Source organism: Allokutzneria sp. A3M-2-11 16, from assembly GCF_024213555.1.
Classification (GTDB): domain Bacteria; phylum Actinomycetota; class Actinomycetes; order Mycobacteriales; family Pseudonocardiaceae; genus Allokutzneria.
Genome location: NZ_JANAVO010000001.1, coordinates 321383 through 340718, shown reverse-complemented (window position 1 = coordinate 340718; position 19336 = coordinate 321383). Strand labels below are relative to the sequence as shown.

Annotated in this window: 18 protein-coding genes and 1 pseudogene; 9 read left to right on the top strand and 10 right to left on the bottom strand. The window is 60.2% G+C overall.

Annotated elements, in window-relative coordinates; genetic code table 11:
• Positions 1 to 9: 9 nt before the first annotated feature.
• Complete coding sequence (locus tag NLX83_RS01710) at positions 10 to 432, top strand: hypothetical protein (protein WP_254233092.1); 423 nt, start codon at positions 10 to 12, stop codon at positions 430 to 432.
• A gap of 47 nt (positions 433 to 479) precedes the next feature.
• Here the strand turns inward: NLX83_RS01710 and NLX83_RS01705 are convergent, their stop codons facing one another.
• Positions 480 to 716, bottom strand: coding sequence for a helix-turn-helix domain-containing protein (locus tag NLX83_RS01705; protein WP_254233091.1), 237 nt, complete (start codon positions 714 to 716; stop codon positions 480 to 482).
• A gap of 246 nt (positions 717 to 962) precedes the next feature.
• Between NLX83_RS01705 and NLX83_RS01700 the strand changes: the two genes are divergently transcribed.
• Genes NLX83_RS01700 through NLX83_RS01690 form a run of 3 tightly spaced genes read left to right on the top strand, consistent with a single transcriptional unit; the run spans position 963 to position 3631 of the window.
• The gene (locus tag NLX83_RS01700) at positions 963 to 2048 is read left to right on the top strand and encodes a hypothetical protein (protein WP_254233090.1); all 1086 of its coding nucleotides are present in this window, start codon (positions 963 to 965) and stop codon (positions 2046 to 2048) included.
• Positions 2049 to 2108: 60 nt separating this feature from the next.
• A complete protein-coding gene (locus NLX83_RS01695) occupies positions 2109 to 3002 on the top strand; it encodes a nucleotidyltransferase domain-containing protein (RefSeq protein WP_254233089.1) in 894 nt (297 codons plus the stop codon).
• Complete coding sequence (locus NLX83_RS01690; protein WP_254233088.1) at positions 2999 to 3631, top strand: hypothetical protein; 633 nt, start codon at positions 2999 to 3001, stop codon at positions 3629 to 3631. Before NLX83_RS01695 ends, NLX83_RS01690 begins: the two co-directional genes overlap by 4 nt.
• A gap of 212 nt (positions 3632 to 3843) precedes the next feature.
• Here the strand turns inward: NLX83_RS01690 and NLX83_RS01685 are convergent, their stop codons facing one another.
• Positions 3844 to 4695: a hypothetical protein gene (locus NLX83_RS01685; protein WP_254233087.1), complete on the bottom strand. Its 852-nt coding sequence runs from the start codon at positions 4693 to 4695 to the stop codon at positions 3844 to 3846.
• Between the two features lie 376 nt (positions 4696 to 5071).
• On the opposite strand from NLX83_RS01685, the gene NLX83_RS01680 reads away from it, so the two are divergent.
• The gene (locus NLX83_RS01680; RefSeq protein WP_254233086.1) at positions 5072 to 5965 is read left to right on the top strand and encodes a transposase; all 894 of its coding nucleotides are present in this window, start codon (positions 5072 to 5074) and stop codon (positions 5963 to 5965) included.
• A gap of 165 nt (positions 5966 to 6130) precedes the next feature.
• Here the strand turns inward: NLX83_RS01680 and NLX83_RS01675 are convergent, their stop codons facing one another.
• The 6 genes from NLX83_RS01675 to NLX83_RS01650 all read right to left on the bottom strand — a co-directional run bounded on the left by NLX83_RS01675 (position 6131) and on the right by NLX83_RS01650 (position 12696).
• On the bottom strand, positions 6131 to 7561 hold the full coding sequence (locus NLX83_RS01675) for a tyrosine-type recombinase/integrase (protein WP_254233085.1): 1431 nt from the start codon (positions 7559 to 7561) through the stop codon (positions 6131 to 6133).
• The gene (locus NLX83_RS01670) at positions 7562 to 7723 is read right to left on the bottom strand and encodes a helix-turn-helix domain-containing protein (RefSeq protein ID WP_254233084.1); all 162 of its coding nucleotides are present in this window, start codon (positions 7721 to 7723) and stop codon (positions 7562 to 7564) included.
• A gap of 145 nt (positions 7724 to 7868) precedes the next feature.
• Positions 7869 to 8795, bottom strand: coding sequence for a replication-relaxation family protein (locus tag NLX83_RS01665; RefSeq protein WP_254233083.1), 927 nt, complete (start codon positions 8793 to 8795; stop codon positions 7869 to 7871).
• Positions 8796 to 8805: 10 nt separating this feature from the next.
• On the bottom strand, positions 8806 to 11034 hold the full coding sequence (locus NLX83_RS01660; RefSeq protein ID WP_254233082.1) for a type IV secretory system conjugative DNA transfer family protein: 2229 nt from the start codon (positions 11032 to 11034) through the stop codon (positions 8806 to 8808).
• A 389-nt stretch (positions 11035 to 11423) separates the two neighbouring features.
• Entirely contained in the window at positions 11424 to 11738 is a 315-nt protein-coding gene (locus NLX83_RS01655; RefSeq protein ID WP_254233081.1) for a hypothetical protein, read from the bottom strand.
• A gap of 184 nt (positions 11739 to 11922) precedes the next feature.
• Positions 11923 to 12696, bottom strand: a complete 774-nt coding sequence (locus NLX83_RS01650) for an ETEC_3214 domain-containing protein (RefSeq protein ID WP_254233080.1) — start codon at positions 12694 to 12696, stop codon at positions 11923 to 11925.
• 167 nt (positions 12697 to 12863) lie between these two features.
• Between NLX83_RS01650 and NLX83_RS01645 the strand changes: the two genes are divergently transcribed.
• Positions 12864 to 13688 carry a hypothetical protein gene (locus NLX83_RS01645; protein WP_254233079.1) on the top strand — a complete coding sequence of 275 codons (825 nt, stop codon included), beginning with the start codon at positions 12864 to 12866 and terminating at the stop codon, positions 13686 to 13688.
• 479 nt (positions 13689 to 14167) lie between these two features.
• Positions 14168 to 14995, top strand: a complete 828-nt coding sequence (locus tag NLX83_RS01640) for a DUF6338 family protein (protein ID WP_254233078.1) — start codon at positions 14168 to 14170, stop codon at positions 14993 to 14995.
• Between the two features lie 206 nt (positions 14996 to 15201).
• Here the strand turns inward: NLX83_RS01640 and NLX83_RS01635 are convergent, their stop codons facing one another.
• Positions 15202 to 16791, bottom strand: coding sequence for a recombinase family protein (locus NLX83_RS01635; RefSeq protein WP_254233077.1), 1590 nt, complete (start codon positions 16789 to 16791; stop codon positions 15202 to 15204).
• 60 nt (positions 16792 to 16851) lie between these two features.
• Here NLX83_RS01635 and NLX83_RS01630 point away from each other — a divergent pair.
• A pseudogene (locus NLX83_RS01630) lies at positions 16852 to 17451 on the top strand (ATP-binding protein); the annotation flags it as partial.
• A 5-nt stretch (positions 17452 to 17456) separates the two neighbouring features.
• Here the strand turns inward: NLX83_RS01630 and NLX83_RS01625 are convergent.
• Positions 17457 to 18062: a nucleotidyltransferase domain-containing protein gene (locus NLX83_RS01625; protein WP_254233076.1), complete on the bottom strand. Its 606-nt coding sequence runs from the start codon at positions 18060 to 18062 to the stop codon at positions 17457 to 17459.
• Between the two features lie 41 nt (positions 18063 to 18103).
• On the opposite strand from NLX83_RS01625, the gene dprA reads away from it, so the two are divergent.
• Positions 18104 to 19294: a DNA-processing protein DprA gene (gene dprA / locus NLX83_RS01620; protein WP_254233075.1), complete on the top strand. Its 1191-nt coding sequence runs from the start codon at positions 18104 to 18106 to the stop codon at positions 19292 to 19294.
• Positions 19295 to 19336 lie beyond the last annotated feature (42 nt).

Genomic DNA, 19336 nt, shown 5'->3' with positions numbered 1-19336 from the left:
CGTCCAGCCATGGGGTACTACATCGTCCAGCCCGAGGTTGCGGGCGACTTCGGCGACAACACAGTCCTCGACTTCAGCGTCGAGCCAGCGGTGGTGACGCGCTTGGAGTACCGCTTTTCCGACTGGCTCGGCGACGCCATCCTGGAGTGCACCCCCTGCTTCATCGTTACCGAAGCGCTGGCCTCCGCGATCACCGACGCTGGTCTCACCGGGGTCGAGTTCGACGAGTTGGAGGTCAGCCTCTCGCCCGAGGGCGAAGAGCTGATCGAGGAGCCGCTGCCCCGCTGGAAGTGGCTGCGCTTCACTGGCAAGGCACACCAGGAAGATCTGGGCGTCGACGAGGACTTCATGCTCGTGGCGTCCGAACGAGCACTTGCCGTGCTGCGCGAGCACGGACTGAACAACGCCCGCGTGACCGAGGTAACTCCATAGCTGGGCGGCAAACCTCGGTCGGTGTACGGACACGCGGCGGACGTGTCCTAGCCCAAATCGAGACGCTTCAACACGTCGATCACTGTCGTGCCAAGGACTTCAGTGACCTGGCGCAACTCGAACACGTCGAGCCGCCGGTCTCCGGCCTCGTACTTGCTCACGAAGGACTGAGGCACCCCGAGCCGCGCCGCCACCTGGACCTGGGTCAGCCCGGCTGCTTCACGCAACTCCCGCAGCAAGAGACAGAGTCGTTGCTGCTCTTCGGAGTGGATGCTCTTGTCCACGAGGGAAAGCGGACCCCGCCACTTGCCAATATCCCAAAATAGGATATTGTCCTCCCGTGCCAACCGGCACACGGCCCCGATAACCCACGAAGGGGGTGACCATGCGCACGATCCTGAGCGGCGGTGGCGGCGGCACCTGAGCCCCGTAACCCATGAACAAGGCGAGAGCCCTGGGCGTTGATATCGCCCAGGGCTCTCTTTTGCTATTCAACACCAAACGCATATTTGCTACAATTGATCTTGAACATGCGTAGCACCCTTGACCGGCTCTATAAGACCAAGCTCCAGCTCATCGCCATCCTGATGACCTCTCTTGGCGTGATCTTGTTGCTGGTCAAGGAAAACCTTGGCGTGGACGCGCCCGGCTGGTTCCTCGACTTCGGCTCCGCGCTCCTCACCACCGGTCTGCTCGCCGTGGCCTTCGAGTACATCGACCGCAAGGACGGCGACGAACGAGCCACCCAGCGGCTACGCCAAGTCCTGCACGAGGAAGCGCCCGCCATCCGCGACGCTGTCCTCGACAGCTTCGCCTTCAACGCCAAGGCGTTGAAGGATGTCGCCTCAAACGACACCCTCGACCGGATCGCTGCCAACGCCCTCGGACTCCGCCTTGGTGATGGCGACCTGGCGTCGGACATCTACGCCGACATCCGCAACCAAGTCGTCCAGGCGCCAGAACGCTGGCACGACGTCGATGTGAACGTGACGCTCAGCCCGTGGGGCGACGGACCAGCAACCGGCCGCGGCTCGATGTTCCTCGCGACCATCCGCTGGGAGTACCGGGTCACCGTGGCCCACCCCATGCTGCGCTTCGCGTGCGTCTCCGACATGGCCGAGTACCGCGAGCTCCTTCGTGATCCGGCGATCACGTCGGTCTGGCACGTCGACCCGTCGTCCACGATCACCGCGGACTCGCCGGCCGCCTTTGAACTCACCCACCTGACCGTCGACGGCCAGCCGAAGAAGATCCGTCGTGCCCAACGACGCGGTGGGCAGATTTACAGCGTCGACCTCGGTGACGTCGTTGGCTCCGAGGTGACCGTCGCCTACAGCTACACCGTGCTCGTCCAACGTCACGGGCACTTGCTCTACCTCGACTTGCCCCGCCCGACCAAGGGCGTCCACGTCCGACTCAGCTACGCCGGAGCAGGGATTCGCCGGGTGAACACCTTGGACTACTTCGCCAGCGCTGAGCAGGCACGTGTCGAGCACACCAGCACCGACGCGTCGGCGAAGACGGTGGACGTCGGCTTCGACGGTTGGGTGTTTCCGCGGGCAGGGGTGGCGTTCGTGTGGGTGCTGGAAGAGGAGCTGCAACGCGCTAAACGATGATGCGGAAAAGATGCGGAGTGGCTGCTCGTTTAGTGCCATGGGTTGGAGGACACTACGGCGATGACGTTGGAGGAGAAGCTAGCTGGGTGGACAGACTGGTCGAGCCAGACTGAGCAAGATAAGCAAGATCGCACCGAGCGCATGATTCGAGAGGCAGTTCGTAACCACGGTGCGTTTGCTGACTGCGGCCTGAAGGTTTATGCGAAGGGCTCATATGCCAACAACACCAACGTCAAGGCAGACAGTGATGTTGATATTGCCGTTCAGTGCACTGATGTTCGGTACTACGAGGAAGCGGCTGGCTGTGTGCTGCCTTCGGGTTTCATATCGCCCTACACTGGAATCTGGACGCCAGATAAGCTTCGTGCCGAGCTTGGCGTCGCTTTGGAGAAAATGTTTCCTGGGCAAGTGGATTACTCCGGATCGACAGCATTTCGCATTAACTCAAATACGGCTCGGGTCGATGCTGATGTTGTGCCGTGTTTCGACTATCGTTACTACTTCTCGGCCAGCAGCTATCGCGACGGGTCGAAGGTGTTCAAGAAGAGCGGCGCGAATCTGAAAAATTATCCGGAGCAACAGCTCAAAAACGGTAACGCAAAGAACAACGACACTAGACGATTCTACAAGAAGGCTGTTCGCATCTTGAAGCGCGTTGAGAACGCGATGGTCGAGAGCGGAGAGCATCGCGAGGTGCCGTCGTTCTTTGTAGAATGCTTGGCCTACAACTGCCCGAACAGCCTTTTTCTGGCGGAGACTTGGACTGAAATCATTCGTGGATTGCTCGTATACGTGTGGGACGAACTTCAGGGCGACGAACCCGCCACCGAAGCTCAGAGGTGGCTGGAAGTGAACGAGTGTAAGTTCCTGTTTCACTGGGAGCAGGCGTGGAGCCGGGCGGACGGCCGCGACTTCGCTAAGGCAGCTTGGAACTACCTGGGATACGCCTCATGAAGTGGAACGTGCTCACACGAGTCGTCATCGGTGTGGCCGTTCTCGTGTTTTTCGTCGGCACATGGCTTCAAGGCGGTAAGCCAGACTTTGGCTGGCTCAAGTTCTTCTCGGCTGCCGTACTCGCGGCAACAGTGCTGCTGACAGTTTGGGATCTTTGGCTTTGGCGCACCAGGATTGCACAAATAATCCCCGGGGTACCACGATCTCTCCGAGGTACTTGGCGTGGAACCCTCACGTCTTTCTGGGTAAACCCTGAAACAGGAGAGCGGGTTCCTCCCAAGACGGTCTATCTTGTCGTGCGGCAGCGGATTACTCGCATCTCGGTCACGCTGCTGACCAACGAGTCGCGCTCGACGTCGTCTCTGGCGGAGCTGTCAGAAGTGGACGGAATTTGCGAACTGGTCTACCTGTACATCAACCGCCCCGAAGCTCGTTTCGAGCATCGCAGTCGAATGCACCACGGCTCAACCGTCCTCTCGGTTTCCGGTAGTCCGGCGAAGCGTCTTAAAGGCAAGTATTGGACCGATCGGGATTCCAAGGGAGAGCTCGACTTCGCCGAGTGGAACAAGACGCTTGTTGATGATTTCGAAGAAGGCGTCACTCTGTTTCGCCCTGAAACGAAGACGTGAGCTGCCAGAAGCGCAAGTGAGGCTGACCGCGGAACCACAGCGAAGCATGTTCCAACTTGTGCATGCCTACGTGGTCTCGACGGAGATGACGTGATCCTCCTTATGATCAAGCCACTACCTCTGCGGACTGACCACTGCGTCGCCGATGTTCGCGGCTGCTCTTGAACCGCACGGCATCTGGCTTGGGTCGCAGTGCGCGAAGGCCCCCGTTCTCAGCGCGCAATCGAGAACATCTTCCACGCTCTGAAGTCCCGCTCATCATTGAAGAAAATACTAAAGAACTCGTGCAGGGGAGGGATGCTACTGTTGGACGTGGATTGCTGGTAATGAAGCACGAACAGCACTTCGCTCATATGACGGGCTAGGCAGGCGCTGATTACAGTGCTCTCACGTTGGATAATCTTTGCTTGCTTTGCCCGGATGGCCGAGTCATGAATCGAACCGATGTGCGTCCCATCTTCAGCTGTGAAAAGCACGTGAGCCTTGCCTTCGATGAGCTTTTCAAGGAACTCGGCTTCGGCTGCGTCTTTCAGTTTTTGCCTTCCAGAATACTTGCGCTTCAGCACCTCGGTCGCAACAGTTGTATACCAGGCTTCTACTGGGTCGCGCTTGCTGTCAATGTTCGGCGCCCCAGTCAAAACATCAAGATTGTAATATCTAGTGCTTTTGGCGAAGTCGCTGAGGACTGCGAGGGCTGTAAGCGCGAGATCGCGGTCCGGCAAGCTCCACTTCAGCTCGCTCTGATATTTGACCCGCCGTGCCTCTACTTCGCCGAATAGCTTCTGCAAGTCATGCCCATACTTGTGCTTAAACTCGGTGTTAGTTGGATACTGGAAGGGAGGGGATATCTTATCGTCGATCAGGATCACAAGTTTTGCGAGACGCTCTAGGCCAATCGACAGGCCAAAGAACGCATGATTGTACAACTCTGGCTGCGAGAAGTTGGCCTTCCGTAGGGCCGTGAGCCCCGTGCAAATTAGCTGAGCAGCGATGCCTGCCTCGCGTGTGAGAGTAATCCACTCTCTAGGCAGTCCAGAAACGTTTACTACCTCTTGTTGATTCAACTCCGGTTAGCTCCCTTATTTACCCCCCGTGACTGTATGACCTTAGCGTACATGGACAGTTTCAGCTACTGAATTGACGGCTATCTTGACGGCAACGATGCCAAGAATTTGCTGCCATATAAGTGTCTGCGCAGCTGCTGCTCTAACAGAGGTAACGCGAGTTTGCAGAGGCGCCTCTATGGAATCAGGTGGTCTCGTCATGCATCGCTAACCCAACTCGTCGATGGCAGCTGCCTGCCGGAATGGATAGCAGCCGCTTGCACTAATCCGCATTCTGAGCAAAAATAGATATGATCATGAATATAAATTACGTCAATCCCATTCGTTTCCTCGTGAAGATCATCGCCAGCGCGCAGCCTGTCAAAGGGGAAGCGGCATGACGCTCGAACCCCTCGCCGACTATCTTCAGCCTCGCTTTGGCAACATCTACGAGGATGACCTCACTGCTGTGGCTGACGGCCTTGACGTTCGTCCGTGGACACCGGAGCTTACGCAAGCCGTCATGCAGTATCTTGTGCGCGAGATCACCGACGAGCAGTACGCCCAATTTTGCGACGCATTCGAGAGCATGGTTTCCTCTCCTGCGATACCGCAAGGATCTCGGGAAGAGCAAGCTGCCCCCATTGTGAAACGGTGCTTACCGTGGGAGATTGCATACGCCTTTCGCATAGCCGCCCTTCGGGCCGTTCCGACACTCGACGAGCTTGTCAAGCAGGTTGGCAGCTGGGAGGGGAGGGATCAGGGAGGAAGGGAAGATGTCGCCGAGTGGCTTCATGTTCACGCCAGCAAAGACCAGCTCGCTGAACTTGTCGCCTACGTCAGCCATCCAGAACGCGACTCGACAACACCGTGGTATCAGCCGGACCCCACTGCGTGGGACCTAACCAATAACCTCACTTCAGCAGAACTACTCGACGCCTGGCATTACTTTATTAGTCCTGCATCGAGTGATCTCACCGACGCAGAGTGGGAGCTGCTTATCCCACTGCTGTTGAACCGTGGGAACAGGAACGGGACTACGTCCCCGCGATCTGCCGACGAGCTGGCTGCCACCCGACGTGCCTACGATGGTATTCGTTACAAGTTTGCCAATGATGTTCCTTGGAGTCATATACCGCAACGGTATGGTCGAGGGGGAAACATATACCAACGACTTCAGGGTAGGAGGCTCGAATTCTTTGCGCAGATGGCGCGGTCGCTGGAGGACGTTCCGGAGGCCGCAGGGTTGGTGGAGTGGTTGAACCGACTCGTCGTGAAGGATCGGCAGTAGCTCATTAGGTCGCTTGGCCGCGCAGCAGAACGTGGTTCGGTCGTCCATCGAGCCGCCCTGTGATGAGCGTTGACCGCATGGTTGTCAGGCAGCGATCCGCTTAGACCGGTCGCCACTGCTGTAGTCGCGATGCGAACTGGATGACGCAAAGGAGAGCCGCTGCAATCAGTTTTGAAGGCTGTATCTGACGGCTAATTTGACGGCAACGACACCAAGAATTTGCTGTCTTGTACGTGTCTGCGCAGCCTCTCTAACAGAGGTAACGCGAGCTTGCAGGGACGCCTCTATGGATCCATGCATTCGGGGGTTCGAATCCCTCCATCCCAGCCAAGTACCAGAGATCATCGATGTTGTATCTACAACGAATTTTGCGGTTTGACGGCTAATCTGACGGCAACCGTTGCCGTCACGTACGATCGGTGGATAGCCAGGACTCTTGTCCTGGCTATCTTCGTGTGGTGCGAAGGCGCCGCGAAGCACACCTTCAAGACGACCAACGCCGTCGCGCTTTAGATCCATGTTGCTGTGCTGGTAGATCTGCTGAGTGGTCGAGATGTGAGAGTGTCCCAGAATTGCTTGAACCGTGCGGGCTGAGACTCCCAAGACATCAAGCATGGTGGCGGTGGTGTGGCGTGTGTCGTGAAGTCGAATGGCTCGGATTCTGTGTGCCTTACAGACGCGCACGAAGGAGCGAAAGAAGTTTCGAGGATCGATCGGGAGAGCTTTAGCGGTGGTGAAGACGAGATCGTGAGTTGGTGGGGTAGGGCACATCTGGAAGAGTTCACGCTGCTTCTCGCGGTGTTTCAGCAAGACGTCACGTGCGAGCGAAAGCAAAGGCAAGTCGCGTCGGCCGGACTTCGTTTTGACAGGGCCAGGTTGAGGAGCGCCAGCCACGCGAACGATCTGCTGCCGAATGCGTATCACTTCGCGCTCGAAGTCGATATCGCTCCATCGGAGCCCGAGCACTTCGCCGCGGCGCAGTCCGTACAGCACCGGAAGGAGGAAAGCTGCGGAGAGTTGGTGTGATTGTATAGCTTGCAGGAACGTGTGCAGTTCGTCGGTCGTCCAGGGGATTACTTCGTCCGCCACATAGGTCGGGAGCTTGACGAGGCTTGTCACGTTGCGCGTGATGAGTTCTTCACGCTGAGCTGAGGTGAGAACCGAGCTCAGTATTGCTCGGAGCATTTTTGCGCTGTGCGTTGAGTGGCCTTGTTCGAGATGACCGTTGAGGAAGGCTTGCACGGTTGACACTGACAAGCGTGTGAGCCGATACCTACCCAGCCCTGGTTGCAGGTAGAGCCGAATGGCTGTGGAGTAGCGCTCAAGCGTCGTCGGGCGTACGTTCGGCTTCGCGACCTCTCTGAGCCAGTAGGTTAAATAGTCGCTGAGGGTCCACTCCTTGGCCGGATGAGCAATACCTTGCTGCTGCTTCGCCTTGGCAGCGATGAGCCTGCTATGGACTTCAGCTCGAGTCGCCCCATAGAAGCGCAAACGCTTCTTGGTGCCGCTGGTTGTGAAGGCGTAAAGCGCCCCCTCATACCGTCCATCCTTCCGACGGTAGATCGTCCCCTCGCCGTTTGCTCCGCGACGCGCCATCTAGGCAATGTCCTCGCGTGCCAGTTGGCCCAGAAGGTGCTTTATTGCGGCAACAGGTATGAGCCGCCGTCTTCCGATGCGGATCGTCTCGAGCTGGCGCGAGTTGATGAGCTGGTAGAGCGACGCCTTGCTGATCCGCAGGACCAGGCAGGCTTCAGCCACGCTGAGGACCAACGGCTCTTTCGTCTGGTCGTCCTGCGAGTTTGATTGTGTTATTGAACTTACTTCCATATTCCTCCTTGATTATATCAAATAGCGTATCTGTGAGCTCTTTATTGTGCGGGCGGGCTGCGGTTCTGTGGCCTGCTCATGTCGCTTCTCCTGAATCTTGGCCAGACAGAACTTTCGGCCCGAGCTTGAGTAAGCCGACGTCGAACAGAACCTGGCTGCCCGTCGGCAGCGTCAACACGACGCTGGCGACGTTCTCCTGTCGCCGTTCATCTGGCACCAGCCACACGACCTTCGGGAAGACCGAGCGGTGGCGTTGCTCGATCCCCGAGCGCCAGTAGGCGATGAAACACTGGCACTTGCGCCGGATGGTCGGCAGGCTCTCGGTTGCAAGATCGACCTCGACGAACGCGCTGCGCTCGATGTCGCCGATGCCGAGCCGCACGTACGCGTCCGGCTTGAGGATGCTCATCTCGCCACCAGGACCGTGGTGGCGCCGCCAACAGGCCGGCTCTCCGTCGAACTGGAGGAGATCGGCGCAACCCTCCCGCTCGTGCTCGACCAGCTGAACGTAGAACTCGGCTACCGCCAGCATGTGGTCTTGGAAGTACGGCTTCGTCTCCCACACGCGGCGTCGTCGCCGACCAAGCGGTCCGTCTACCTGAAGCACCGCTTGCCCGAGGCCGGAAAGCCCGTAGGTGAAGCCAGCTGATCCAGCTCGAACGCCGCCGATGACCCGTGAAAGCCGGACAACAAGATCAAGCCCGTGCAGGCGTTTGAGTAGCTGTTGAGCCCTACGCACGCGGGCGCCGAGCGCACCGTCGACCACGTGCAGCCGTTGCAGTTGGCGAAGGCTCAGCAGACGAACCTTGTGCAGCGAGCGCAGCACATCCAGGTCTCGGCCGCTCAGTTTTCGCCGGAGCCGATGGATACGCCCCTGATGAGGCAACCGCCCTCTCATCGTGAACCTCTGAACGATGAGATATTCGGTGGCGTTGAAAGCGCTGTAACAGGGGGGGATTTCCTTGCCCTGCCAACGCGATGAGAACGCCGACGCGAAGGCCAAGGCAGAGCGCTCATGCTGCTCTCCTCGGAACTTGCCCGATTGGGCCGTTGGGTGAGTCACCGCCGTGCCAGCGCTGCTTCAGGAGGTCATCGAGTGCTGCACCGTCGACGCCGTATCGCTGTTGGCTGGTGCGGCGCAGTTCTGCCGGATCACTGAGTGGTTCCGGGAGTCTCTGCGTGCGCACGATGAACGGTTCGCTCAACTGGCGCTCGACTAACAACCGCGCGTACGCCTCGAAGGCACCGAGCCGTTCGAGGTCTTGTGCGATCAGTCCACCACCTAGCACAGCCGCTAGGTGAGCGCAGTCCTCGGCGCTGGGATGGAAGACGACCCGCGACCGGGCATTGGCAAGCAGGGCAGCCCGCAACTTTGGCGGAAGTTGGTGAAGGTGTTGGTGTGCAACAGTAAGACCAACATGCAAGCCGCGTGCTTGAGCGAACAGGTCGCCCAGATCAACCGGCAGTTTGAGGTAGTTCTGTACTTCGTCGATCACGGCCATGACTGGATGGCGTTGGGGCGCAGGCACTTCTGCCCGCCGCTGCATGGCTTGCCAGAGCTGGGTTACCAGCAGGGCGCCGATGAAGCGTGCCGTCTCGCTGCCGACGACGCCGGTATTCAGGTTGACGAGCACGATGCGCCGCTCGGTGAACAGGTCGTCCAGCTGGAACCGCGGCGAGGCTTGCCCGAGCAGCCGTCGGATTGCCGTCCGGCTCAAAAAAGCCCGGGTCTTGTTGAGTACCGGCGCGATCACCTGGTGACGCTCGGCGTCGGAAAGCCCGTCGTACCAAGCAAAGAACGGAGCCAGCACCAACGGATCGCCGACCTTGGCGAGCAAGCGACGTCGGAAGGTCGAGTTGGTGAGAAGCACCGGCAGGTCGGCGAACGTGCCATCAGGACTGCGCGCAAGGGCGATCAGGGCGTGAAGGAGGACGTCGCTGCTTCGTGGACCGAGGCTGCTGCCGTACAGCTCGTGAAGCAGATGAAGCAGCTGATCGGCACGGCGTTCGGCGTCCTCGGGTGAGCCAGCGAGGGGGTTGATGCCGACCACTTGATTGGTGGCACCAGGCTCAATGAGGACGACGTCGTCACGTCGGTCTTCGGGGACGCCAGTGAGAACATCGGCCACCAGGTCGCCCCGCGGCTCGATCACAAGGACGCTGTGACCGGCAGCCATATCCGCGTGGACCAGCTGGGCGAGCAGCGTCGACTTGCCCGATCCGGTTGGCCCCACGACGTGCAGATGGTGAAGCGCCGTCTGCGTTGGCATCGCTACCAACCGGCCGCCGTCAGCAGGGTGCACGCTTGCACCCAGGATGCGTTGCGATGAAAGGAGATCGACCGATTTCGGGGGTAGCACCAACCGACTTGGTGCGGGGTGTTGCCGTCCATAGACGTGCCTGAGTGACGTCGCTCCATCGACTGGCCACCCGAGTAGCGCGGCCAGCTCGGCCGCGTTGAGGATGCCCGCCCAGCGCATGCCGATGCTGAACACGTCGTTGATGCGGCGCGCGCCCCGCATGGTCGGCTTGGACACCTTGAGTCCGGTGTGGCTGGCATTCGCCAGTTGCAGCGCGCTGCCCAACATGCGCACAACAGCGCTTGCTACTTCTGGCAATGCGGCACGGGCACCGATCCGTGCTCGTACTGCGAACAGCGGCTCGCTGCTTCGTCGTTGCCAGCCCCGCTGTTGGTCAGATGACGCATGCCGAAGGGCAACCAGTCCAAGCGACCGCGCGAGGTTGAACTCAGTGGGCTGGCTGTGGCGCTGCTGCCCGGGACCGATGACCCACTGCACGACGGCCGACTCGTCCTTGTCGAGCGCGTTCATCACTTCCAGGAGGCCAGCGGTAACACCGGCAGCCATCTCGACGCGCAGAGGTTGGGCCAGCCCAATCGGTCGGACGTTGCTAACGAGGAGCGGACGCGTACGACCAGCCCGGCTGCGTCGAACGATCACCAAGCCCGGAAGTTGGGCACGTAGTTGCCCTGGGAAGGTGTCCCCGAGACGCTGGTCGAAGCCGAGCAGCCATCGAACCGCGCCCGCTTCGATCCGTAGCTCGAACACGACGATCGGGGTTTGCTGACGCCATCCGAGCTTTGGACGCTGCGCTAAGGGCTGGAGTACTCGCGTGACCTCCGCAAGGCTCAGCTCCACTGGAAAATAGAGTTCATGCCAGCTCAACCCGTGGGCTAGTTTGTGCGTGCTCCTTTCGGTTCGTGTGTTGCTGTCCGACGTCATGGTGCCCCCCTTCATTTTGCAGTTTTTCTTCCAGGAAGCTATGGGCGCAACTAAGTTGACCTGACGGCTATAAGCCGTTGGCCGTTGGATGTCGCACTGAATTGCCTGGAGTAGAGCAACCCGCAACGCTTCAGCCGCCTCATCTCCAATTTGTCGACCGGAAATTGCGCCTGCTCTAACTTCACTATGAGGGAGCTGACATGTCGAGTTCAATGAACTTTGCGCATCCCACAACACCGATAGGAACGGGCTGATCGAGGAGTAGGTGCCAGCGGAAAGTGATCGAACCTATCGCTCGCATGGGTGGGTAGAGCAAGAAAGAAGAAGCCCCGTTCCGACTCGTCAAGTCAGAACGGGGTGAGGGTGGATAGGGGCATACCTGGCAAGCTCTACGAGCTGTTTCGCGAACCCGGGATGCGTCCGCGGGTGCCACGCGCTTTCGCCAGGATCTCGTCCATATTGGGAGCGACCTTATTGAACTCGCTAAGGCGCATGTGGACCTCGCGGTTCGTCATGTCCGGCATCCGAATCTCGAGGACGACCAGATCACCGATGTCTTTGAACTGAGCCAACTCCTCGATGAGTACGTCCAATGCCTTGGGCTGGTCGAGCTTTGGATGTTGACGGACGACTACCTGAGCGAAATCTGCGTCACTACCTTCGCTGTCGGACAAGTCCGACACCTTGCGGCTCACGATTGCCATCGCTCTCTCCTTTTCCACTTGTCGTCGGGAAAGTTTTCCACGACTGCTTCTATTTAGTCACCTTTTGTCTGATTTTCATATAGTGGAAAGAGCTGCACGAGAGAGCTGGCTGATGCATAGGTAATGTTGTCTGCGTCTGCTCATGGAGGCTGAAGACTGGCGCGTGTACCAGGCGCGTCGTCGACTACTCTGGAATCGAACTTACATCGGATTGGTCAACGCCAACACTCTGATGATTCATAATTATGCTTAGACTCGGTGCGGCGCCTCCGACGACTGCGAGCGTGTTCGGTTTGACTGCTGATCGAAACGTCCGGAGCCAGCTACCAGTGGGCTCTTCTGGAAGGTGCTCGTCCTCCTCTAGCCGGAGGAACCCGCTGGCGAAGCTATCAAGTTGGAGCGGCGCCTTGACCTTGCCGATGCCAGCGTCGTTATAGGCAACGATGTAGTGCTGATACAGACCTGGACGCCCAAAGTAGTACTCTTCGGAGTAACCAAATCGGCTGGCGCCAACGATGTAGCGAATACTATCTGGGTGATCCTGCAACGCCGCGAAGCGGGTTCTTGGAAGCGCTAGCTTCATTTGCTTTGTGAGCAGCTTCGTGACGGGCAGTCGAAAGCCGCGTCGGCGAACCGTGATAGCAAAGGCATCGATCGAGTCGTCCTTTGAAGGCGCGGTTGCAGCGACGTACACCTCGCGAGTTCGGTAGATGAACGTAACCCGTTGGCTTCCATTTGAAGGAGCGCGCTTGGTGATTGGCTTGCCTACGAGTGCCTCGACTCCGTCAAAGGTTAGACCACAAGCAAGCTTCAACAAGTTGCTTCGACGGCGACGGTACCGGTCGCGAAGGCGAATGTAGCACTTCTTCATTGGCTTGAAGAGCAGAAAGCCCACGAGCGTGATCAACGCTGTGATTGCTCCGGGTGCCCCGATCCACATTCGAAGCGTGTCCAACATGGTGACCAACCTTCGCTCGCGGCCCGATCATTGAGGCTAGCAGGTGCTGAGCATGACGATGTCGCGAAAGGCTCGTGGTCCTGTGCACGTCTCGGCGGGGTTGCAGGATGGCGTAAAAAACGTCACGCCGGTAACTCATCTCGTGTTCGGGGCGACGAGACGTTTGCGTGCACGTTCGTCTGATCCTGAGTAAAGAGGCCGCCATGTACTACCTCGTTACAGATGAGACAAATCTAGAGCAGAGCGGTGCCAGCAAATTCTTCATCTACGGCGGGCTGATCCTCTCCTCGAAGCAGATGATCGAGGTCACTGACGCTATTTCTGGCATACGTGACAAGTACGGTTACCGGCCGCATGATCAGCTCAAGTTCGATACGAACTGTCGGCCGGCGCATGTTTCTATTGATGACGCCAAGCTAGCCAAGAACGAGGTCATTTTGGCCTGCCATGCCTCGGGGGTGCATTTTATTGCCTATCTGATTCTGCACGCGATCTTGCAGGCGGAGAACAAGAACGCTTATGCGCTGAACAGCGTACTGTGTGCCTTTGACAAGAAGTTTCTCGCCCAGAGGAACGATCGGGGGATCGTCCTTACTGACCGCCTTCCGGACTCTTCCGATGCGTACACGTTACTTAAGAGCAAATTTCAAGAAGGGTTAAAGTTTCCCGATAATGCGCAGCTCGTGCCGTTGGACCGAGTGTTGATGTACGGCACGACGTGCGATGGCGCGTCCCACATTAGCTCGGCAGTTGACATTGTTCTGGGCGGTTTCCGCTGGGTGGTGAACTCGAAGGATAAGAGTATTTCAAACGACACGCCGAAAATTATCATGAAGAACATTGTGCAAATGATGTATACACGAGAAGGGGGCGACGTGAAGTACGTTCGCGACTACGGGCTGATTTTGCGACCGCGAGTCGTGGCGGCTCCTGCCTACAAGGCCGAGTACGACAGTCTAATGACGTACTTCAGGACCTTGATTGATGAATGACTTCGGTCGCCGTTGGCTCCGCACAGATGAGAAACGGGGGCCCAGGACTGCGCGAAGTCGTGCAGACATTCAAGGGTAGTGTCACGCGTCGTCCGAAACGCGTGGAAGCGGTGGCCAAGCCCGACACCGAGAGTATCGTCACCGTGACAAAACTCGCCCAGGGGTCAGGAAGGTCACATACAGCCAGTTGGAGTCGCTTCTGAGCTCTCGACACGCCGTCAATGCGAGGGTAGAGCGTGGCTGTGACGTAGGCTGGAGACAACTTCGAAGGCCGTTGGAGGCCACATGACCCGCAGGGACCGCGCTATGCCCAGCTCTAACAAGATGGTGCACCTGGACAAGTCAGGCCAGCACTCCGAGAACAAGGGCACCACGATGGTCTCGGGCTTCGAAATTAAGCCCGTGGCCGAGTTTCCCACGCAACTCGTGACCCCGTCGTCCACTGGCCCTCAGAACGACGCAGCTCCGCAGGAGTAGGCTTGACCATCCCGGCGAGTGCTATCGGTCTCGTCGTCTTCTTTCTCGCCGTCGCACCCGGAACCTGTTACGAGCTGCTCCGCGGTAGAACACTTCTGCCGCGTGAGGAGAGTACTTTTCTCCAGGTCAGTCGCGTCTTGTTGGCTGGCACGCTCATTACCGCGCTTACCGTGCTCCTGATGTCGCTCGTTGCAGCGGTCGCGCCTTCTGCATTTATCGATGTTGCTCAGCTGATCGTAGGTGGCGAGAAGTACATCGCCGCTAACGTCTTGCTTTGTGGCTGGACGATATTGGTGCAGCTCGTCTTGTCGGCGCTGCTGGCTGTAGTATTTAGCGGTCTGCGAACGCCTCGTCAGGCGCGGCCAATTTTGCAGGTAGACGCGTGGCATCGGCTCACCGAGGAGGTCGTCCCCTCGGGTTATGAAGTACAAGTGAGCGTGCGCCTGAAGAGTGGTCGAGAGATTGTCGGTCGCTATCTGGGTGCGTCAACTGATCTAGATCCCACGAAGCGCGAGTTGAAGCTTCAAGAACCACTGTTCGTGCGCGAAAGCGATAAAGAAGAGTCTGTTCCCCTGGTTGGCTGGCAAACCATGGTCATCATGGGTGGGGAGATCGAGTCGCTAGCGTTCTGCTACAAGCGCGTAAGCGGCGAAGAAGAGCAGGGGAAGCCTACGCGGCTGTCGAGAGTTGGACTGCTCGGCTCTAGGTGGTTGCTCAGCTGGCAGCTGGCAGCAACGGCTGCAGCACTCCTCTTATTCGTCATTGTTTTGATCGGCAATGCAGATGCACGCATGGCGCTTTATCTATTCTTTGTGTGGCACTTCTCCTGATCTGCTCAGTAGGGCTAGAAATTGCAACCGCGGGCTTGTATAATAATGAAGTGAGATTAATTGAGCATCTAACCTTATGGCGACAAAAGTAGTAGTATTAAAATCGAAGTTCACTATGGCTCGTTGGGTGAAGAAGTCGACCACTGCGAGCGGGGTTCCTGTGAAGGCTGACGACCAGAAGGTTGTCGCGACACTCGCCCGGTTGGTTAGACTTTCCAAGCAATCCTGACATGCTCTGGATTGAACTGGAATCCTTCCCACATCATCCCGCGCGGGTGTCCCGGTAGAATCTCTACATAGTCGACGAGCAGAGAAATGATTTTGCGCTTCCATTCGATGCTGGCCGTTTCGGCCACGGTCTTCAGCGTCTGCCCCGCAGGGATGATACGAGCCCTGTTGGACTGAATCTTGCTGAGCTCAGACTCAGTGGAAGCAAGGGCAGCCTGAGCCGATGTCTTCGCGATCACCAGCTCGTCGCGTGTGAGCACCCCTGCGCCGTAGTCGGCTACCAAGCCTTCGAGATGCAACTTCTGCTTGGTCTGGAGTTCCACGAGTTCCTTCAGGCGAGCCTGATCGTCGGTTGGCGCCAATGCCGCCGCTACTTCTGGTGTGTCGAAGCGGTAGACGACAGCTTCCCAAACCAGCAGATCGACCGGGTCGGCATAGCGAAATGTCTTGCCGCAACCGACGATCTCCCCGTATGCGTCCTTGTGGCGGCACCCGTAGCGACGCTGATAGCTGCCATCTTTTGACTTGCGCCCTTTGCCGTACATAGCGCCGCCGCACCGGCCACAGCGGCAGATGCCGCTAAGAAGGTAGGTGCGTCCCTTGGTGCGCGTAGGGTACGGGCTTTGGGTAAGTTTGAAAGCAGCCATCATCAGTTCGTAGTCCTCCTTGGAGATAATGGCGGGCCAAACCGCCCGGTACTCCTTGTTTTTGTAGACACGAGTACCTGGCCCTGGAAATTCAGCGAAGGCAACATCACGCCTCCGCATCAGTAGGTATCTCAGGTTGCCCTTGCGCCAACGTCCGCCACCGGACGCCGGGATAGCTCGTCGATTCAGATCGTCCACTAGGTCTGCCTCGCGCTCGCCGCAGATGATTCGGTTGGTGCATTCTCGCCGAACGGCGGCTTCTTCTTCGATGATGGCGCAACCGACGCGGCCGGGGTTCAGAAGTCGACCGTTAATTTTCTCGCCGTCTGGTGTTGTGAGCGTCTCGTACTTAGCGCCCTCGTATCCATACGGGCGCTGTCCGCCGTGGAAGGCGCCAGCGATGGCTTTGGCGTTCTTCTTCCTGTGCTGACGGGCCGAACTTTGGTCCGTTTCAAACTCAGCGTCGCTGACAGCTTCACGAAACGCCTTGCGGCCACGAGGCGTGTGGAGGTCATAGACCATGCCGTCGGTGGTTGTAACGTAGCGAAGGGCTGTCGTCTTGCTGAGGGCGATCAGCTCCAGCGCTTCGGTCATCTGGCGACAAAGACGAGGTACCTCGGTGACAATAATTTCGCTGACCAAGTTGGACCGGATCGCGTCAAGCAGGTCTTGGTAGCCATCCCGGGGCTTGGTCTCAAAGACTGACGCACCGATGTCGTTGTCAGAATACGACAGGTGCAGCGGGATAGCGTCGCCGGTCTCCTCGGCGTACCCGCTGATTTCTTGAAGTTGGATCGTGACGTTGACGCTGCGCTTCGATTTGTCCTTACTGAGGCGAGCATAGGCTGCACGTGCTGCACCAACTGCGAGTGCAGTCCATGAATTTTCTGTGCTGGTGGGAGTAGTAGAAGTAGTCCTCATCAATGTCACCCGTTATGCATTTATTTAAGCAAATTGCGGGTGAATAAGCAATCCCATGCTGAGGCGTGCGAGTTCGGCCCGCGTCGGCTGGAGACGCTGCGCACCGCGCTGGAGGAGGGTGAGGTCAGGCTCGCCCGGCGGGACGGGGTGGTGCGCTACCCGGCCCGGTTCCAGCTCGTGCTGGCGACGAACCCCTGCCCGTGCGCCCCGCCGAGGGACACGGAGTGCCTGTGCCCGCCGAACACCCGCCGCCGGTACCTGGCCCGGCTGTCCGGCCCGTTGCTGGACCGGGTGGACATCCGGGTGCGGATGCGGCCCCTGACGGCGATGTCGGTCCGCGACGGGACCGAGCCGGAGTCGACCTCGGTGGTGCGGGAGCGCGTGCGGCAGGCGCGCCAGCGGGCGGCGGAGCGTTGGGCCACCTACGGGCTGGGTTCGAACGCGGAGGTGCCGGGAACCGTGCTGCGGCGGGATTTCCCGTTGGCTCGCGAGGCGATCGAGTTGCTGGACCACGGGCTCGACATCGGTGTGGTGACCGGCAGGGGAGCCGATCGGTGCCTGCGGGTGGCGTGGACGTTGGCGGATCTGGCGGGTCTCGACGTGCCGGGCGTGGACGAGGTCGCGGCCGCGCTGGAGTTCCGCGATCGGAGGTCGGCGTGAGTCCGCTATTCGTGGAGCCGCGTCAGCCACGGGTGGCTCGGCGCGATGGCTTCGCGCAGCCACTTCTGTTGGGCCGCGGTCAGGTGTGCGACCACGGCGGCGAAGTCCTGTTCGTCCTTGTCACGGGGATCGCGGGACTTGTAGTACAGCTGGATCTCCGGCCGGAGGAACGGCAGCCCATCGGTGGTGACCGCGCCGATCTCGGCCAGCGGGCGGCGAATCCGGGTGTCCCGCCGAGAGATCCATTCTTCGCCCGCCGACTCGTCGATCATGATCTGGACGCGCCACGGCGATTCCGGGCCGGGGCGGCACCACACGTCGTGAACGGTGGTCGGCAGCGGCTGTCCCGGTGGCCACGGGCGCAGCGTCCCAGGCGGGTCCGCGGCCCACAGCTCCCAGCCGGGGAGGGCGCGGTGCACACCGAGGTGGTGCTCGCGCAGCACCATGACGTCGATGTCGGCGTGTCGGCGCCGTTCGTCCACAGTGGACGGGTCGATGGCGAACTCGATCGCCCAGCCCCCGGCGATCCACCACGGCCCGTCGAAATCCGCGAACCAGGCCGCCACCTCGGCGGGAGTGGCCGGTTCCCAGCTGCCCAACTCCGCGCCCATGGCCCCAGCCTGCCGGACGTCGTCGCGCGAAGGAGGCTGACATGACCGAGGCGTTGCCCTCCATCGAGCTGGCCAGGGCCTATCTGTCGAGGGTCGCCGAACCACCGGCGCCCGCGCTCGTCGCCTTCGTGGCGCGGCACGGTCCACAGCGGTCAGCGGTGCTGATCCGTTCCGGCGAGGTGCCTGCGGAAGTGGCGAAGGTGACCACCGCCCGCGCCGAGGTCTGGCGACCGGAGGCGGATCTTCGTGCCGCGGCGGAGGTGGGCGCCCGGTTGCTCACGCCGGAGGACGACGAGTGGCCCGCGTGGCGGCTGCTGTCGTTCACCGCCGCAGCGATCCGAGGGAAGGAGGACGCGGCGGAGCCGGTGGCGCTGTGGGTGCGTGGCGACCCCGACCTCGCCCGGCTGACCGAGCAGTCCGTCGCGATCGTAGGAGCGCGGGCCGCGACCGGCTACGGCGAGCACGTCTCGGCGGAGTTCGCGCACGGCCTGGCACGGCGTGGGTTCACGGTGATCTCCGGGGCCGCCTACGGCATCGACGGCGCCGCGCACGGCGGTGCGCTCGCGGCCGGTGGGCAGACGGTCGCCGTACTGGCCTGCGGTGTCGACATCCCCTATCCGGCAGGGCACGCGCGGCTGCTCGATCGGATCGCCTCGGCCGGTGCGGTGGTCAGCGAGTACCCACCGGGTACCCGGGTCGGACGACACCGGTTCCTGGTGCGCAACAGGCTGATCGCGGCGTTGGCGGAGGGAACGGTCGTGGTCGAGGCCGGGCTGCGCAGCGGTGCCAGCAACACCGCGGCCACCGCGCGCACGCTCGGTCGGATGGTGCTCGCGGTGCCCGGGCCGATCACCTCGGCGATGTCGGTGGGGTGCCACGCGATGCTGCGCGAGGGAGAGGCCCAGGCGGTCACCAGCGCCGCCGAGGTCGCGGAGTCGATCGGCCGGATCGGCGGCGACCTCACCGTGGAGCCGGAGGCACCGGTCCGCCCGACCGACGCGTTGGACCCGCGGTCGTTGCGCGTGCACCAGGCGCTGCGCGAGCGCGCGGGCAGCAGCCCCGAGCAGGTGTCGATGGAGGCCGGCATCCCGATCGGTCAAGTGCGCGCGGTGCTGCCGATGCTGGAGCTGGCCGGCCTGGCCCAGCGTGGTGACACAGGGTGGCGACGGTGCTCCGGCCGCTCCGCGCCGTCCCGCGGGGAAGGAGGTGGACCCATCACCCCGGCTACCTGAGCAAACACGCGGAGGGAGGGTGAAGATCGTCGCCGTGGGTAC

What these genes read in the sequence shown, in the direction of transcription:
- NLX83_RS01625 (WP_254233076.1), bottom strand. Translation starts at nt 18,062, where the DNA reads ATGGGCGCGGAGTTGGGCAGCTGGGAACCGGCCACTCCCGCCGAGGTG.
- NLX83_RS01660 (WP_254233082.1), bottom strand. Translation starts at nt 11,034, where the DNA reads ATGACGTCGGACAGCAACACACGAACCGAAAGGAGCACGCACAAACTA.
- NLX83_RS01650 (WP_254233080.1), bottom strand. Translation starts at nt 12,696, where the DNA reads ATGTTGGACACGCTTCGAATGTGGATCGGGGCACCCGGAGCAATCACA.
- NLX83_RS01655 (WP_254233081.1), bottom strand. Translation starts at nt 11,738, where the DNA reads ATGGCAATCGTGAGCCGCAAGGTGTCGGACTTGTCCGACAGCGAAGGT.
- NLX83_RS01700 (WP_254233090.1), top strand. Translation starts at nt 963, where the DNA reads ATGCGTAGCACCCTTGACCGGCTCTATAAGACCAAGCTCCAGCTCATC.
- NLX83_RS01680 (WP_254233086.1), top strand. Translation starts at nt 5,072, where the DNA reads ATGACGCTCGAACCCCTCGCCGACTATCTTCAGCCTCGCTTTGGCAAC.
- NLX83_RS01635 (WP_254233077.1), bottom strand. Translation starts at nt 16,791, where the DNA reads ATGAGGACTACTTCTACTACTCCCACCAGCACAGAAAATTCATGGACT.
- NLX83_RS01710 (WP_254233092.1), top strand. Translation starts at nt 10, where the DNA reads ATGGGGTACTACATCGTCCAGCCCGAGGTTGCGGGCGACTTCGGCGAC.
- dprA (WP_254233075.1), top strand. Translation starts at nt 18,104, where the DNA reads ATGACCGAGGCGTTGCCCTCCATCGAGCTGGCCAGGGCCTATCTGTCG.
- NLX83_RS01695 (WP_254233089.1), top strand. Translation starts at nt 2,109, where the DNA reads ATGACGTTGGAGGAGAAGCTAGCTGGGTGGACAGACTGGTCGAGCCAG.
- NLX83_RS01675 (WP_254233085.1), bottom strand. Translation starts at nt 7,561, where the DNA reads ATGGCGCGTCGCGGAGCAAACGGCGAGGGGACGATCTACCGTCGGAAG.
- NLX83_RS01690 (WP_254233088.1), top strand. Translation starts at nt 2,999, where the DNA reads ATGAAGTGGAACGTGCTCACACGAGTCGTCATCGGTGTGGCCGTTCTC.